Annotated in this window: 15 protein-coding genes, 1 tRNA gene and 1 pseudogene; 4 read left to right on the top strand and 13 right to left on the bottom strand. The window is 56.1% G+C overall.

Features of this window, described 5'->3' with window-relative positions; all coding sequences use genetic code 11:
* Positions 1 to 6: 6 nt before the first annotated feature.
* Both AC2FLG_RS12585 and AC2FLG_RS12580 read left to right on the top strand, forming a co-directional pair.
* The gene (locus tag AC2FLG_RS12585) at positions 7 to 597 is read left to right on the top strand and encodes a heme NO-binding domain-containing protein (RefSeq protein WP_496706445.1); all 591 of its coding nucleotides are present in this window, start codon (positions 7 to 9) and stop codon (positions 595 to 597) included.
* Positions 594 to 1,586, top strand: a complete 993-nt coding sequence (locus tag AC2FLG_RS12580; RefSeq protein ID WP_496706443.1) for a diguanylate cyclase domain-containing protein — start codon at positions 594 to 596, stop codon at positions 1,584 to 1,586. Before AC2FLG_RS12585 ends, AC2FLG_RS12580 begins: the two co-directional genes overlap by 4 nt.
* Before the next feature lie 45 nt (positions 1,587 to 1,631).
* Here the strand turns inward: AC2FLG_RS12580 and AC2FLG_RS12575 are convergent, their stop codons facing one another.
* The 8 genes from AC2FLG_RS12575 to AC2FLG_RS12540 form a co-directional block, all read right to left on the bottom strand.
* Complete coding sequence (locus AC2FLG_RS12575) at positions 1,632 to 2,330, bottom strand: CbiX/SirB N-terminal domain-containing protein (RefSeq protein ID WP_496706441.1); 699 nt, start codon at positions 2,328 to 2,330, stop codon at positions 1,632 to 1,634.
* Positions 2,331 to 2,399: 69 nt separating this feature from the next.
* Positions 2,400 to 3,332 (bottom strand): AEC family transporter, encoded by a 933-nt coding sequence (locus AC2FLG_RS12570; protein WP_142634838.1) that lies wholly within the window; start codon positions 3,330 to 3,332, stop codon positions 2,400 to 2,402.
* Positions 3,333 to 3,394: 62 nt separating this feature from the next.
* Positions 3,395 to 4,192 (bottom strand): MBL fold metallo-hydrolase, encoded by a 798-nt coding sequence (locus AC2FLG_RS12565; RefSeq protein ID WP_271950144.1) that lies wholly within the window; start codon positions 4,190 to 4,192, stop codon positions 3,395 to 3,397.
* Positions 4,189 to 4,995: a TatD family hydrolase gene (locus AC2FLG_RS12560; protein WP_496706439.1), complete on the bottom strand. Its 807-nt coding sequence runs from the start codon at positions 4,993 to 4,995 to the stop codon at positions 4,189 to 4,191. Before AC2FLG_RS12560 ends, AC2FLG_RS12565 begins: the two co-directional genes overlap by 4 nt.
* Entirely contained in the window at positions 4,992 to 6,113 is a 1,122-nt protein-coding gene (locus AC2FLG_RS12555; protein ID WP_496706437.1) for a DNA polymerase III subunit delta', read from the bottom strand. Before AC2FLG_RS12555 ends, AC2FLG_RS12560 begins: the two co-directional genes overlap by 4 nt.
* A gap of 10 nt (positions 6,114 to 6,123) precedes the next feature.
* The gene (tmk, locus tag AC2FLG_RS12550; protein ID WP_496706436.1) at positions 6,124 to 6,747 is read right to left on the bottom strand and encodes a dTMP kinase; all 624 of its coding nucleotides are present in this window, start codon (positions 6,745 to 6,747) and stop codon (positions 6,124 to 6,126) included.
* A complete protein-coding gene (locus AC2FLG_RS12545; RefSeq protein WP_281994856.1) occupies positions 6,744 to 7,865 on the bottom strand; it encodes a D-alanyl-D-alanine carboxypeptidase family protein in 1,122 nt (373 codons plus the stop codon). Before AC2FLG_RS12545 ends, tmk begins: the two co-directional genes overlap by 4 nt.
* Before the next feature lie 64 nt (positions 7,866 to 7,929).
* Positions 7,930 to 9,114 carry an SPOR domain-containing protein gene (locus AC2FLG_RS12540; protein ID WP_282021414.1) on the bottom strand — a complete coding sequence of 395 codons (1,185 nt, stop codon included), beginning with the start codon at positions 9,112 to 9,114 and terminating at the stop codon, positions 7,930 to 7,932.
* 204 nt (positions 9,115 to 9,318) lie between these two features.
* Here AC2FLG_RS12540 and AC2FLG_RS12535 point away from each other — a divergent pair.
* Positions 9,319 to 9,408 (top strand) — tRNA-Ser (locus AC2FLG_RS12535).
* 260 nt (positions 9,409 to 9,668) lie between these two features.
* On the opposite strand, the gene AC2FLG_RS12530 is transcribed toward AC2FLG_RS12535, so the two are convergent.
* Positions 9,669 to 10,103: a hypothetical protein gene (locus AC2FLG_RS12530; RefSeq protein WP_496706434.1), complete on the bottom strand. Its 435-nt coding sequence runs from the start codon at positions 10,101 to 10,103 to the stop codon at positions 9,669 to 9,671.
* Between the two features lie 313 nt (positions 10,104 to 10,416).
* On the opposite strand from AC2FLG_RS12530, the pseudogene AC2FLG_RS12525 reads away from it, so the two are divergent.
* A pseudogene (locus AC2FLG_RS12525) lies at positions 10,417 to 10,721 on the top strand (transposase); the annotation flags it as partial.
* On the opposite strand, the gene AC2FLG_RS12520 reads toward AC2FLG_RS12525, so the two are convergent.
* The 4 genes from AC2FLG_RS12520 to AC2FLG_RS12505 are packed head-to-tail and all read right to left on the bottom strand — an operon-like array spanning position 10,712 to position 14,786.
* Entirely contained in the window at positions 10,712 to 11,833 is a 1,122-nt protein-coding gene (locus AC2FLG_RS12520) for a Gfo/Idh/MocA family protein (RefSeq protein WP_496689790.1), read from the bottom strand. The pseudogene AC2FLG_RS12525 and the gene AC2FLG_RS12520 overlap by 10 nt on opposite strands.
* Positions 11,830 to 12,906, bottom strand: a complete 1,077-nt coding sequence (locus AC2FLG_RS12515; protein WP_496706433.1) for a Gfo/Idh/MocA family protein — start codon at positions 12,904 to 12,906, stop codon at positions 11,830 to 11,832. Before AC2FLG_RS12515 ends, AC2FLG_RS12520 begins: the two co-directional genes overlap by 4 nt.
* 12 nt (positions 12,907 to 12,918) lie before the next feature.
* Positions 12,919 to 13,926, bottom strand: coding sequence for an ABC transporter permease (locus tag AC2FLG_RS12510; protein ID WP_496706432.1), 1,008 nt, complete (start codon positions 13,924 to 13,926; stop codon positions 12,919 to 12,921).
* The gene (locus AC2FLG_RS12505; protein WP_496706430.1) at positions 13,923 to 14,786 is read right to left on the bottom strand and encodes an ABC transporter permease; all 864 of its coding nucleotides are present in this window, start codon (positions 14,784 to 14,786) and stop codon (positions 13,923 to 13,925) included. The genes AC2FLG_RS12510 and AC2FLG_RS12505 overlap by 4 nt, the downstream gene beginning before the upstream one ends.
* Positions 14,787 to 14,827: the final 41 nt, after the last annotated feature.

Raw genomic sequence — 14,827 nt, 5'->3', positions numbered from 1 at the left:
TCTCTCATGCATGGTCTGATCAACCGGGCGATTCAATCCTTTGTTGCGGTGACCTACGGGCAGCCGTGCTGGATGCGCGTGATGGATTCAGCCGAACTGGGCTTTGCCGAGTTCGAGGCCATGCTTGTTTACGACGATGATATTACCGAGCAGGTATTGGATGAGGTATGCACGGTCCTGAAACGTTCACGCAGTGACGTTCTTGAAGACTTGGGAACGTACCTTGTGTCTCATCCCAACATGGAAGACCTGCGCCGTCTGTTGCGATTTGGCGGTGTCAGCTATCTGGAATTTCTCCATTCGCTTGATGATCTGTCTGACCGGGTCAGATTGGCCGTATCGGATCTAAATCTTCCGGCACTTGAATTGCACGAGCTTTCACCGACGGAATACAGACTGTCCTGCCATCCAGGCCTGCCTGGCTTTTCAAGCGTCATGGTTGGTGTATTGCGCGCGATCGCTGATGATTACGGGGCTCTGGCCATGCTATCGCATGAGGGCCAGCAGGATGAGATCGAGTTTATCTCAATCGTTCTGGTAGAAAGCGCTTTTTCAGAAGGTCGGCATTTTGATTTAGGGGCGCGAAAAGCAAGATGAACGCGAATAATCTGGCAGAGCTTTTGCAAACCCTGTGCCCGATGTTTTTGCTGGTGAACGAGGATGGGAAAGTGACCCGCGTCGGATCAACCTTGCAAAAGCTGCGCCCTGAAAAGCCGATGGAAGGTCAAAGCTTTCTGGATATCTTTGAGCTGCTTCGCCCTAGGGCGGTTACCACGGTTTCAGGCTTGATGTCCGAGGCCGGCACCAAGTTACAGCTCAGGTTCCATGACGCCCCGCGCACAGCATTGAAGGGCCTTATCGCTCCGCTGCCCGAAGGTAAGGGGGCGGTCATCAATCTGTCTTTCGGAATATCGATTTTGGATGCGGTCCGGGACTATGCCCTGACCAGTGCGGATTTCTCGGGCACTGATCTGGCGATCGAATTATTGTATCTGGTCGAGGCGAAATCGGCAGCGATGGAGGCGTCCAGATCTCTGAACCTGCGCCTTCAAGGGGCGATGCTTGCCGCCGAGCAAAAGGCATTTACAGATACACTGACGGGGCTGAAAAATCGCCGGGCGATGGATGTTCTATTGGATCACATGATCTCGTCCAAATCTCCATTCGCGCTGATGCATCTGGATCTTGATTTTTTCAAATCGGTCAATGACCAATTCGGGCATGCCGCAGGCGACTATGTGTTGCAACAGGCGGCGCGGATCATGGGTGAGGAAACCCGCGGAGACGATACAGTGGCGCGTGTCGGCGGGGACGAATTTGTAATTATATACAAAGGATTGACGGACGAGGGTGTTCTCTCTGCAATCGCCAGCAGGCTGATCGAACGGCTGCGGGAACCGATGATGTTCGACAACGTGTCGTGCCAGGTTTCAGCCAGTATAGGCACGGCGCTTTCGACCCAGTTTCCATCGCTTAAACCGGCTGAGATTTTGCATGCGGCAGACCTTGCCCTGTATGCGGCCAAGCGAAATGGCCGGTCTCGCCACTGTCTATATTCGCAGCTTGTGGATCACTCACACAGATAGGTTTCCCCCTAAAGGAACCGGCAAAGTGTATGTGGTCAGACGACTCTACTTCGATGAAGAAAAAGCTTTGAGAACGGACGCTATGTGTTGCTGCACCAGTGGCAGTTCACCCACAACCGGTAAAACCTGTCCCTTGAACTTGGCCTTGCTTAATTCTTGCGGCACATCCTCAAGAACATGGCCACCCGTGCAGGCAAAAAATGGCAGACACAGGGTTTGGGCGCCGGTTCCTGCGGCGGCCACAGAAATCGAAGGGGCCTCTTCGACAAACCCAAGGCGCAGGGATCCAAGTGGTATCAGCTGCAACAAAGCGTCGCCGAATGCCGTTGCAACGGCGGAAGGGTTTCTGCTGCGGCCCGATCCATGCGCAGCGATCACAAGGTCCGTTTCTTGTGACCGCCAGCCTTTGTCTTGCAGCGTTCCCTCAAGAGTTTGCGCGACCAACTGGGGCAATTCCGGGTCCGCGCCCAAAGGATCCAGAATAGGGTTTCGGCGGTCACCAATACGCTTCGGCAGCACATCTGTGACAAACCACCCTTTGGCCATGAACAGGGGATAGATGACGGCGTCGCCGGGAATCTTGTCCAGTGCGCTGTCAAGCGCCCCAGGGGCTGCCAGCGTTGCAGAATGAACCGAAACACCGGCACACAGGGCATTTACATCGGCCGCATAAGCCGCCAAGGCCGCTTCGGCTGGTTCTGGGTCAGAAGGTTGGCCATGGGTAACGATAAGGGCGTGTGTCATAAATCTGTCCTGTCCACTTTAGCGATAGGTGCGCCGCGTCGTGTAAAAGTCAATCCGCCTGCCGCACCGTCAGCCCAATAGGGTCAGCCAAAACCAGACGCTCAGGATAGATACTGCCGTCCCCAACAGAACAGAGGATGCAGCAACCCGTTTGGCGCGGCCATAGATGTTTGCAAAGATATAGGCGTTGAAACCAGGGGCCATGGCGGCTGTCATCACTCCGGACCGGAATAGATCCTGTGGCAGTCCAAGGGTGGATCCGAAAAGCCAGAAAAGGCTCGGGTGCAGCAGCAGAGAAACGCCGCAGACAAAGGCGATCGCCCTTAGGTCACCTTCGGGTCTGTATTTAACCAGAACGCCCCCAAGCGCGAATAGTGCGCCGGGAAGGGCCGCGCGGGTCACCAGGCCAAGGGCATCATCCACAACGGCTGGCACGCCGAGCCCGGACAGATTTACGATGAAACCCAGTGAGATCCCGACAATCAGAGCGTTGCGAAACATCGCGGTCAGGACCGAGCGAACCATTCGCGATCCTCCGTGACCCCGGTTCCGGATCACCTCCATTACCGTGATGCCTAGGCCGTAACAAAACGGCGAGTGAAAGGCGATGACGGCATAATTGCCCGTAAGGCTTTCAGGGCCATAAGCCCGTTCAGTAATCGGCAATCCCAGCAGGACGGAATTGGAGAACAGGCAGCAAAAACCGATTGCGACGCAATCTTCCCATTCGCGGTTGAAGATCAGTCGCGCGCCGAACAGGCCGGCACAAAAGCAAAGCGCAGCAGCAGAGTAAAAGCTGATCAACAGCTTGGGATCAAAACTGACACTGAGGTCGAGATGTGAAATCGCAAGAAACAGAAGGCAGGGGATTGCAAAACCCTGAGTGAACTTCATCAGGCCATCAATGTGGTTTTCCTTGAAGTATCCAAGAAGAGTGGAGACGTAACCGGCTCCAATAACAAGAAAAACTGGAAGGATGACTTCAATGAGATTTTGCAGCATGTCAGCGTTCCGCAACAGTTATTCGCGCGGGAAAGGATATCTGTATGATCTCGGCCAGGGCCCTACAGAGCCTGATGTATCACCATGCCGTCATAAGCAGGGGTGATGTTGTCTGCGGTTTCTGCGTCGACCGTGGCATAGTCAAGATCGATATGCATGTTGGTCAGAACCGCGGTTTTTGGTTGCAACAGGTCGATCCAGCCAAGGGTCTTTTCCAGATGCGCATGGGTCGGGTGCGGGGACCGGCGCAGCGCGTCGATCACCAGACAGTCCAGTCCCTCTAATGTGGTCCAGGCATCGTCATATATCTCTGCCACGTCCGGCAGGTAGGCCAGATTGCCCATTTTGAAACCAAGCGCGTCGATTGAACCGTGGTTCACCTTAAAGGGGTGAAATGGGATAGGGCCTCCCGGGCCAGTGATCTCGAACGGGCCGTCGATTGTCTTGAGGTTGAGGATCGGCGGGTAGGGTGAGTTTTCAGGTTGGATGAAGGCATAGCCAAATCGGCCCAAAAGATCATTCTGGGTGTCGCCATCAGCCCAGACCGGCACCCGTTCGCGCATGTTGAAGACAATCATGCGCAAGTCGTCAATGCCGTGGACGTGGTCGGCATGGGAATGGGTATAGACCACCCCGTCCAACCGCCCGGTGCCGGTGTCCAGCAGCTGGCTGCGCATATCCGGGGTTGTGTCGATCAGAACCGAGGTGGTGCCTTCGGGCCCGTCACGTTCGACCAGCATCGAGCAGCGGCGGCGGATGTTCCTGGGGTTTTCGGGGTCGCAGTCGCCCCAGTGACCGCCAAGACGTGGCACTCCACCTGACGAGCCGCAGCCCAAAATGGTGCAGCGCAGCGTGGTCATGCCGCCGCCTTGTAAGAGGCGACCTTGGTGAAAAGTCTTTCGAAATTGGCCTGCGTCTGCGCCGCGAAATCGGCATAGCCCATGCCAAAGACCTCCGCGCCTTTGCGGGCGGTGTGGGCGGTATAGGCCGGTTCATTCCGTTTGCCGCGAAACGGGGGCGGCGCCAGATAAGGTGCATCGGTTTCAACCAGGATGCGGTCTACTGGCGCATTTGCGAAAATATCGCGCAATTCCTGGCTTTTGGGAAAAGCGGCGATGCCCGACATGGACAGGTAAAACCCAAGATCCAGGGCGGACTGTGCCAGCTCGGCCGAAGACGAAAAACAATGCATCACACATGAATAGGGGGCATTGCTGTATTCTTCGGCCAGAATGCGGGCCATGTCTTCGTCCGCCGCGCGCGCATGAATAATCAAAGGCAGTCCGGTACGCTGAGCGGCCTCGATATGAACGCGCAGGGATTGCTGCTGAACCTGCGCACTGTCGGCGGTATAGTGATAATCCAGCCCGGTTTCACCGATACCAACAAACTTGGGGTGCTGTGACAGTGCCACCAGCTCGTCCACAGTTGCCATCGGTTCATCGGCTGCACTCATCGGGTGCGTGCCTGCCGCGTAGAATACCGGCGCGTGAGCCTCAGCTATGGCGCGCACAGTGGGTTCGTTCCTCAACCTGGTGCAGATCGTCACCATCCGGGTCACACCGGATTCGGCCGCATTTGCGACGATCAGGTCCAACTGTCCTTCAAAATCGGGGAAGTCCAGATGGCAATGGCTGTCGGTGATTTGGGGGGTATCGCTCATCTGTTCTGACCGGCGGTTTCCTGTATCTTGAACACCGTATCTAGGACCAGAGCGGCAGGGTCAAGGTTCACCGCCTGCCCGTGGCGGGCGCGGGCGGTGATCTGGGCTGCGGTTTCCGCCCAAAGGCGTGCCTGCTCCGGCGATCTGGACAAACGGGACAGGATATCACCTTCGTTTGGCGCGGCCTCTGGCGATGGAGGAGCACCAGTCGCACCGGTCACAGCAAGACGTGACAAGGCAATGTCGATCAGCGTCAACAGCAACTCGAACCGTTCGGCTGCTCCGCGCTGTGCGGCAGCCTCGGCCAGAGCCAGAGCGCGTTGTCTGTCCAGCCGGGGCAGGGTGCCCAGGATCGCGATGAGCTCGGCATATATTTCGAGGCCGCTCAGATTTATCAGGCGGACGGCGTCCCCAACGGACCCGCTGGCCAGAGCGGCCAGATGATCGGGGTTTCCAGTCAGCTCAACCCCGGTCTGGGTCAGTGCGGCGTTCATATCTTCCGCGTTCAGCGGCGAAAGGCGCAAGGTACGGCACCGGGATCGGATCGTGGGCAAAAGGCGGGACGGTTGATGCGATATCAACAGCAGCGTTGTCCGCGCAGGCGGTTCTTCGAGCATTTTCAGCAATGCGTTGGCGGCGCTGATGTTCATTTCATCCGCAGAATCTACGATGACGACACGGCGGCCCCCATCGGCCGAGGACAGGCCGAAGAACTTCCCAAGTTTGCGAATGTCGTCCACAACGATTTCATTTCGCAACCTGCCCTGATCGTTCACGGATCGTTTGATGGCGGCCAGGCCAGGCTCGGCACCAGCCAGAATTCGATGAACAACCGGGTGATCTGGTGGAATCTCAAGCGTTTCAGGGGGAGGTGGCGCGCCAAACAGCCCGTCCTCTTCGACAGCCGGGGTAGCCAACAGAAACCGCGCGATCCGCCAGGCCAGCGTCGCCTTGCCCACACCTCGGGGGCCGGTCAGCAGCCAGCCATGGTGCAGGCGATCTGAAGCATAAGCGCTAAGAAAGGCCTGCTCGGCCTCTGCCTGCCCAAACAGATGTGGCGTTTCGCGCGGATGAAGGGCACCGGGTGCCTGATCCGGGATCGGGATGTCGTTGTTCATCAATCGTCCGTCACAAGGCTTGCATGACGATATCTGTCACATCGCGGGCAACGCTGTCCATGTCCCTATTGCCATCGATCACGCGAAACCGGTCGGAGAACTCATCTGCCAATGCCAGAAAACCGGCCCGCATCTTCTGTTGTAGGTGAATGCCGAAATCCTCGAACCGTTCTTCGGTGCCCTGTCGCCCCTTGGCCCGAGACAGGCCGGTTTCAGGGTCCATGTCGATCAACACGGTCAGGTCCGGTTCACGTTTGATCATCAGCCTATGCAACTGATCGACCAATCCCCGCAAGTCGCCGCGCGACAGGCCCTGATACATGCGGGTGCTATCGGCAAACCGGTCACAGATCACGATCTTGCCCGCCGCCAGAGCGGGTTCGATGGTGCGTTCCAGATGGTCACGGCGCGCAGCGGTGAACAACAGGATTTCCGTCTCGGCGGACCAGCGATCGGGATCGCCTTCAAGAACCAGTCTGCGGATTTCCTCGGCCCCGTCAGAGCCGCCAGGTTCACGCGTCAGAACGACATCATGCCCGAGCCCGCGCAAATGCTCGGCCAGCATACGCGCTTGCGAGGATTTGCCCGATCCGTCAATGCCTTCGAAGGTTAGAAACAACCCGCCCGCCGTCACATCGCGCCCAACGGGTTACCGATGACATCTTTCGCAACAATGCCGCCAACTGTCATAATCCGCACGAAGAAACCGCCCTTTTCGACGCTTTCCGCTGCAACCAGGGGTCTACGGATCTCGGGCAGGCCATCGGGTTTGATGACAAGCTCAGCGATTTCCTGTCCTTTGGCGATGGGGGCCTCAAGCGGACCGTCATAGACGATTTCTGCCTCAACATTCTTATCCCCGAGAACAGGCAGCAGCAGTGTCAAATCCTCTTGCGGGACAAGATCAACCGTTTTCGAAGTGCCCATCCAGATATCGGCTTGTCCTATCGGTTTTTCTGCTTCGGCAAGCTGCCTCTCGACAAAATTGCGAAACGACCAGTTAACGACGGCCTCAGCCTCCTCTGCGCGGCGGGCGACGCTGTCGAGCCCCGACAAAACGAATATGACCCTGCGATCGCCCTGTTGGGCCGATCCTACAAGGCCATAGCCCGCTTCTTGCGTGTGGCCAGTCTTTAGCCCATCCGCACCAATCCCAAGTTTCAGTAAGGGATTCCGGTTACGCGAATTTGACGGCACCCGGTTGTCGAATTCGAACTCTTCCTCGGCGAACAGAGGGTAATATTCGGGAAAGTCGCTAATCAGATGGTCGGCCAGAATGGCGAGGTCATGCACAGACATCATGTGGCCTGCGGCTGGCCATCCGTTCGAATTCGCAAAGTTCGAATTATTCATGCCCAGCTGTTGCGCGCGTTGGGTCATGAACCGGGCAAACCCAGCTTCGGTTCCGTCCGGGCTAAGGGCTTCGGCGATAACAACACATGCGTCATTTCCTGACAGGACTATGATCCCGCGCAGCAGGTCTTCGACCCGGACACGGTCCTGCGTGTTCAGGAACATACTTGAGCCCTTATAGCTGGTCGCATGTTCGGAAACCGGAAGTTCCTCATTCAGTTCCAGGCGACCGTCCCGCAGCGCTTCGAATGCTACAAACAGGGTCATGAGTTTGGACATGGACGCGGGCGGCAACGGCTGGTCTGCGTCTTTGGACAAAAGAACGGTTCCTGTCGTTTGGTCCATGACATAGGCAGCACGGGCTTGCGTATCGAAAGCTTGTGCGGGCAGGGCAAACATAGCCAAACCGAGGGTCAGTACAGATGATCGAAATGAGGACAGCACGAGGGGGACCTCCTTTTGCTTAATTCTTCACGGTATAGGCGTCAGAAAAGCCCAGATCTTTGACGTCGCTTTGCATTGCGTTTCGTTCCGCCCGCGTCAAAGCAGGACCAACGATCACCCTCCAAACAGTTTTGCCATTGGCTTCGAGTTTTTGAACTTTCGCAGGCAACCCGTTTCGCCGAATTTTCTCGGCAGCACCTTCGGCATTTTCTTCAACTGTGAAGGTGCCCACCTGAATAAACGGTTTTGAAAGCGATGAAACGGAGGTTGCCTCAGTGCTGGCTGCGGTTGCTGCCGGGGTAGGGGCGGCCTCTTCGATGGCCGCTGCAGCGCCCTCAATCGGGTCCAGAGGTGTTTCGGTGATTTCGTCGGCAGGCTTCTTTTGCCACCATTTCCGCTTCGGTGCAGCCTCGGTTGGCGGCGTGACAGTGGGATCGGTCAGATTTGCGGTTGGTGCTGGCTCAGGCGCCGCCTCGATAATCTCTGTTGCCACCTCATCGGTCTTTTCTGCGGTTTCAGCCACGGCTGAAGCTGTCGCAGCACCAGCTGCAGCAACTGGAGCCTTCTTTTGCCACCATTTACGCTTGGCTGGTTTATCAACGTCTTCGGACACATCTGCTGTGGTCTGGCTATCGGTTTTCTTGTCCTGAGGTTCAACCGCCTCAGCCGTTGGGGTCTCTTCGGGTTCAGCGACCTCTTCGGGCTCAGGAGCTTTTTCTTCTACTTTCTCGGCAGGCTTGCGCCGCAGGGCAACAACTTCAACCCGAGTCGGTGCGCCTGCGAGGATACCCAGTTTCGCGGCGGCAGTCGAAGACAGTTGCAGCGCAGGGCCCGGCAGGTTGCGTTCGCGGCGGAAAAGTGCGCCGGTTACGGATTTGTTGTTCTTTGTATTCGTTATCCGAACACGTTCAGGCTGTGTAACGTCCGGGTGCGCGACCCAGATTCCGCCCAACGAGGGGCGCCCATCCCACAAACCGGCTTCGGTGACCTTGAAGACATCAGGAGCTTCAACATCATCACGCGCGTTCCCTGTCGTTTTGGGAAACAGCTCTAATTTGCCGTCGTCCTGCACGCTTTCGTCCGCCTGCTCGGTGGATGTTCCACCCGATGTCAGGGCCTCGTCGCACCCTGACAGAGCCGCAACTGTTATTACCAGAACCGCCAGTGCCCGCGGTTTTGCGCGTGTCGTGGTCGCTCGATCCATATTTGCAATCCCTTGCCTGTAAGGGGCCTCTTTCATCGTACCCCGCCGCCGATCGCTGGTTCTGAACTGCCAGCCTGTCACGGTCTTTCACGCAAAGCATAGCCTGCACGTTCGGCCATGGAAAGTCTGCTGCACAGGCTTCGGCAAGATTTCCCTATTTGGTCTTGCCACCGTTTAAAGATAGCCTTAGACCCGGCCCCACGCGGGGAGGTGGCAGAGTGGTCGAATGCGGCGGTCTTGAAAACCGTTGGGCGTGAGAGCGTCCCCAGGGTTCGAATCCCTGTCTCCCCGCCACTCATACCTGTCTCACTTCAGTTGTGTTTTCTGATCCGGAATTGCGCCGCAATTCCCGCGAGTTGGCGCATGCGCTTTCAATCAGAGACGGAGCAAACCGTACACTCAGAACGCAATTCAGGCCTCAGTCTCAGTGGCGCATTTTGGCGGGGTCGCTTTGGGAGGGATTTCCCTGATACCCGGCAATTTACAGGGAATTTTCGTGAGATGGGTCTGGAACCCAGAGTTTCTCCTCTCAGAAATGTATGTTTTTCAGAGGTCTATGCTGCAAATTCCCAAAAAGGTGGAGCAGGGAATTGTTCCCACAGATCAAGGAGGGCGAACCCTGTATCTGGGAGGCCGGTTCTTGAGGTGTCAAAAGTCGAACGACATTCCTGTTCGGCCCAATCAATTGCGTGGGTAACGCTGACCAGACGCTTGAGTGTGAGTTCGGGCGGCTGGGTGCTGTCGAGAATCGTGGCCTGAATCTTCGGTGAGAGAAAGGCAGTCAGGTCGCAACTCCCGATGAAGCGAGAGAAATCTTGGACTTGAATGGAGGGGACCGCGTCGCGTTTTGAGGATAGGATGACTGACATCAACTCCCATCGAGCAACATTTTTTTGGATTTCTGAAAACCCTAAGGAGATCGAACCATGCGAGTGAGTGTTTTGACATTCAGCGCGCTTCTTACAGGGTTTACTTCCGTTCAAGCTCATGCTCAGAACGCGGCTGAGGACATCACCAATCTTTTGCTCAGCAACCGGTCTGGAGACTGCGCGGACTATGCTGGAGTATATTCTGCTTCAGTGGAAGACATCACGCGACAACAACAATTTAGGCCCATTGATTTCCGTTTGGCTGCGTGAATCATCGCGCTCAAATGAGCGGTGCACATGTCTGATCGGGCGCACCAAGGGCGGCATGAACACATAGTTGCATGCGGTTTGTGACAGATGAGCCCCTTTGCGCTATTGGTTCAAGCACAATGGCGAATGAAGCCCCTGGGATCTGTCTGTCACTGCCGGATAGGTCAGCAACTACATTAGCGCGAGGGCATTGATCAGCAGCCCGCCAAATGTCGAATGGTAGCTGGGTGAGCGCGGATATGATGCCGATTGGTTCAGAGAAGCGTTGAAAGACAAAGGGATACGCGCGTGCATCCCAGGCCGCAAACAGCGCAAGACAACTGTCCGATACGACAAGTGCCGCTACAAACGTCGCAATCGGATTGAGATCATGTTTGGCAGATTGAAGGACTGGCGACGCGGTTCGACAGGTGTCTCAAAGTCTTCCTCTCAGAAATCGCTCTCGCCGCTTTGGTCATCTATTCGCTATGTGTCCTGAGCCTAATGCTTCCTATCTCGACCTCCCTTTTGCGTTTAGACGAAGCAACCGCGGCGAGAACGATGGCCAATGATTTTAGGTTGGTTCTTGCAGATGTTGAGGGCTCTCGGTCGTCTTCAATTGAACAAAGAAGCTCCCCCATGGCGCCACGAAACCCGTCGTTGAACCATTGTCCTTCGAGTGCAGGCCGCGCAATGCCATGCGCTGTCTCAAGTGTCACAGATTGCGTCGACAGATCCGGTCCAACTGATGTCAGGCTACCGGTCGTACCTGCAACGTATGTTGTATCGCGAGGCCCAAAGGGAACGCCCCCGTCAAAAACCAGGCTTGCTTGGCCTTGGTCCAAACGAACCAGAGCCTGCGACATCAGAGGCACTTTGTTGGCCTGGCCGCGTGCAGATGTAGCAGCTGCAAAGACGCTTTCTGCTCTATCTCCGACAAGAGACGCAAGAAAGTCGAACCAGTGAATTCCAAAGTCGTAAAGTATCAGCTGGTCGATTTCGTCAAACGGGGTACCTGCAGTCCAGCTGTGATCCCAGTGAATTGAGATATGGGCCGACAGAACATCACCGATCAATCCGGCTGAAACCGCCTCACGCATCCAGGACAGGTGCGGGGCCCAACGACCGTTCTGGTTTACCGCTAGTTTAACGCCTTGATCATCTGCCAGCTTCACAAGGTCATTACCCAGATCGAGGTCGGTAACAAAAGGCTTCTGGCTGAGCACGTGTTTGCCTGCTTGCAGGGCAGCTCTGATGATTGGCACACGATGTTCGGGGTGCAGCGTGACATCGACAACGTCGATCTCGCTATCGGCAAGAAGCGCCTCCCAGTCATCTTCGATGCGTGCAGAGGGGCAGTATTCAGCAGCTTTCTCTTCAGCCTTTGAGCGCGTACGGTTCCAGATTGCGGCGACGTCCCAGCCTGCTGTTCGGTAGGCATCAAGATGGCTTGCAGAAATCCCACCCGTACCAATAACCCCGATCCGGGGTTCATAGCGTCGAGGCATTGGTGGAAGATACTGCAGATCCGGCGCATCGATTTCGTGCAGATGAGCAGATTTTAGTGCGTACTGGTCTGTATTGGCACTGTCTGAGGTCATGCGAGTAACCGAAGTGTTCGTTTTTCATATGCCGAGCGGAGCGCTGTATCGACGATCCGTTGCGCTGTCAGGCAAAGTGCTGGATCCAGTGGCCCTTTGACCGCGATTTCTCTGGATATGCAGTCAAGGACGTACTCAATCGCATTTCGTTCACCTAACGGTAGCGGAGTCACTGGTATCTCGTGCCGGTCAGGTCGTGTGCGGGTTTGAACCGTTATGTGATCGGCATAATCGGGCGATGAAATGGTGCCGTCTGTGCCCACAAAGACGAATCCGCAAGTTGGTTGAGGTTGCGTTGTCCACGGGTCGGTGAAGGTGCCCCAGCGCGTTTCCATTTTTGAGAGCCCGGTTTCATAACGGCAAACGGCAATGGCATGTTGATCGACCTCAATCCCCGGTGTCTCATCGACTGTGCATGTCACCTCGATCGGCTCCTTTCCCCCTAAATACCAGGTTCCAAGCGTCGCGCCGTAGCCAAGGTAATCCAACAGCGACCCACCGCCCGATGCCCGCTTATACCACCATGAGTTCGGTTTCTGACGCTCAACCTCGTCCGGGGTGACTTCGACCTTGTCGGCCAGATGGTATAGGGGGCCGCGATTTCCGTCGTAGAAATGCACTTCGCGCAGGTTGCCGATCATCCCCTCATCAATCAACCGTTTGGCCGTGACGTGGCTTTCGACCCATCGTAATGGCCAGTTGATGATCAACTGCTTGTCGGTCCTATCCATTGCAGCCATCATGCGGCGCGCATCATCAGAAGAAGCGGCAAAGGGCTTTTCGACAAAAACATGCAGGTCATAAGAGGCCAGACGTTCGGTATATTCCGCATGCTGAGCCGTTGCCACACAAAGAATTGCCATGTCGTAGGGTCCCGCAGCCATGCATGTGTCGAAGTCGGTAAAGATCCGATCTTCGGGAACGCTGAATGCCGTTGCCGCTGCCTTCATCTTGTCCCAATCAGGATCGAATATACCGGCGATTTCAGCGTCAGGGTGATCGTGCACCATCCGAAGCAAGTCACCCATATGCATGTGATCGAAACTGATGCCGACGATCCGGAATTTGGCCATTGGAAACTCCCTTTAGCGCGTGCCGGTGATCCTGACGTAGAGTGCGGTAACTGCAAGAATGATCAGCCCAAACAGGGCCGTGCGCGCACCTTCCGGCATTTGCATCAATGTTAGCATAGTATCCAGCACACGCAGAATAAGTGCGCCCACAATCGCACCTGCGAAACTGCCACGACCTCCGAAGATTGATGTGCCGCCAATCACCGCCGCAGCGACAGAGGGTAACAATAAGGGGTTGGCAAGGCTCAGCGAAGTTTGACGGATCATGCCGAGATAGAGCAAGCCAGCCAGCGCAGCGATCAAACTTGAAAGCACGTAGAGCCCCAGATAGACCTGCCATGCTCGGACCCCGGACAGCTTAGCGGCCTGCTCATTGGAGCCTAAGGCGAACAGCAGCCGACCAAATCCTGTATAGCGCATCAGCCACAGGATAAAGAGCGCAAACGGGATGAATACAAAAAGGCCGTTCGGCATTCCAGCGGTGCGGCCGGTTCCGAGCCAGGCAAGGAAGGCGGGAATTTCGGTGCCAGCATTGATAACGAGGCGTTGATAGACCTGCAGACATCCGGTGGCGATTAACCCCGATCCCAGTGTCATGATCAATGGATGGACCCGGACCAATCCCACACCGATGCCATTTACAACGCCCACAACTAGGCCAGCTGACAGCGCGATCAATACTGCAGGTGTCACGCCCCAAATCGCACTAAGTGTTGCGCAAACGAAGGCTGACACGGTGGCAACTACCCCGACCGAGAGATCAATTCCTGCGGTTAGCATTGTCAGCACCTGACAAGCCGCAAGCATCGCCAACGGAATTGCAAACTTGATCAGGTTGCCAACCCAAAAAGTAGAGATCAACCCATCTCGACCTGCTCGGACCGGGGTAACGATACCTGGCCGCAATATTTCGAGCACAGCGATCATCAAGACAAGGAAAACCAATAGCGGGATGATCGGGTTGTCTCGCAGATAACGGCCAAAGCGGACCATCGGCGGATCTGTAGTGTTCATGCTCATCGGCGGGTCCCATTTAAAGAAGCCGCCGTGCCCAGCATAACGACGAGAACCATAATTGTGCCTTCGATAATCGTGGTCACGTTTGGATCGACGGCAAGCAATGTCAGGATCGTTCGAATGATCCGCAAAACGAACACCGCGATGATCGGCCCAAGCAGACCGCCTTTACCACCGCCCAGCACGACACCGCCCAGAACTACGGCCGCGACCGAGGCCATAAGATATGGCCCCGGAACCGGCTCTCCAATCCCGGTCAGCGCAGCGAGGCTTAGACCGCCCATGGCGCAAAACAGCCCGCATAGCGCATAGGCCGTTATCTTTGTTCTTCCCACTGAAACGCCAGAGCGGAAGGCGGCAAGCTCGTCTGATCCGGTGGCGTAGATCGATAGTCCGAGTTTGGAGCGCCGGATTGGCATCCAGACAACAGCGATGCCCAAGGCAATGACAAGCAGTGCCTTGGGCATCCCGGCGAATAGAAAGTGACCGCGTATTGCCTGTTCCAGCCAATCTGCAGTCGCGCCGCCCGGTGTCTCAAGGATCAACAGCGCGACGCCTTCCCACACAAACAGCATGGCGAGTGTCACAACGATGTCGGGTACGCGCGTTACAACGATCAAAAGACCATTGATCAACCCCATCAAAAACCCGACCCCCAACACGATAAACAAGGCCGGTGCACCGGCCATGCGCTCCATCAGAACGGCTGCAGTCACAGCACAGACAGCCATCATAGACGCAACAGACAGGTCGATACCGCCGACAATTACGACGATGGCCATACCGGCGGTTGCGAAAGCAAAGGGCAGGGCGGCGCGGGCAATACTCTCCAGTCCTGACGCACCGAAAGTTGGTTGTATCAATTTTGTGATGGTCAAAAGGACCATGAGAAGAATCGCTAACC

The organism is Ruegeria sp. CDSA193 (assembly GCF_059611885.1).
The sequence above is the reverse complement of the archived record's forward strand: the minus strand, read 5'-3'. Positions and strand labels throughout refer to the sequence as shown.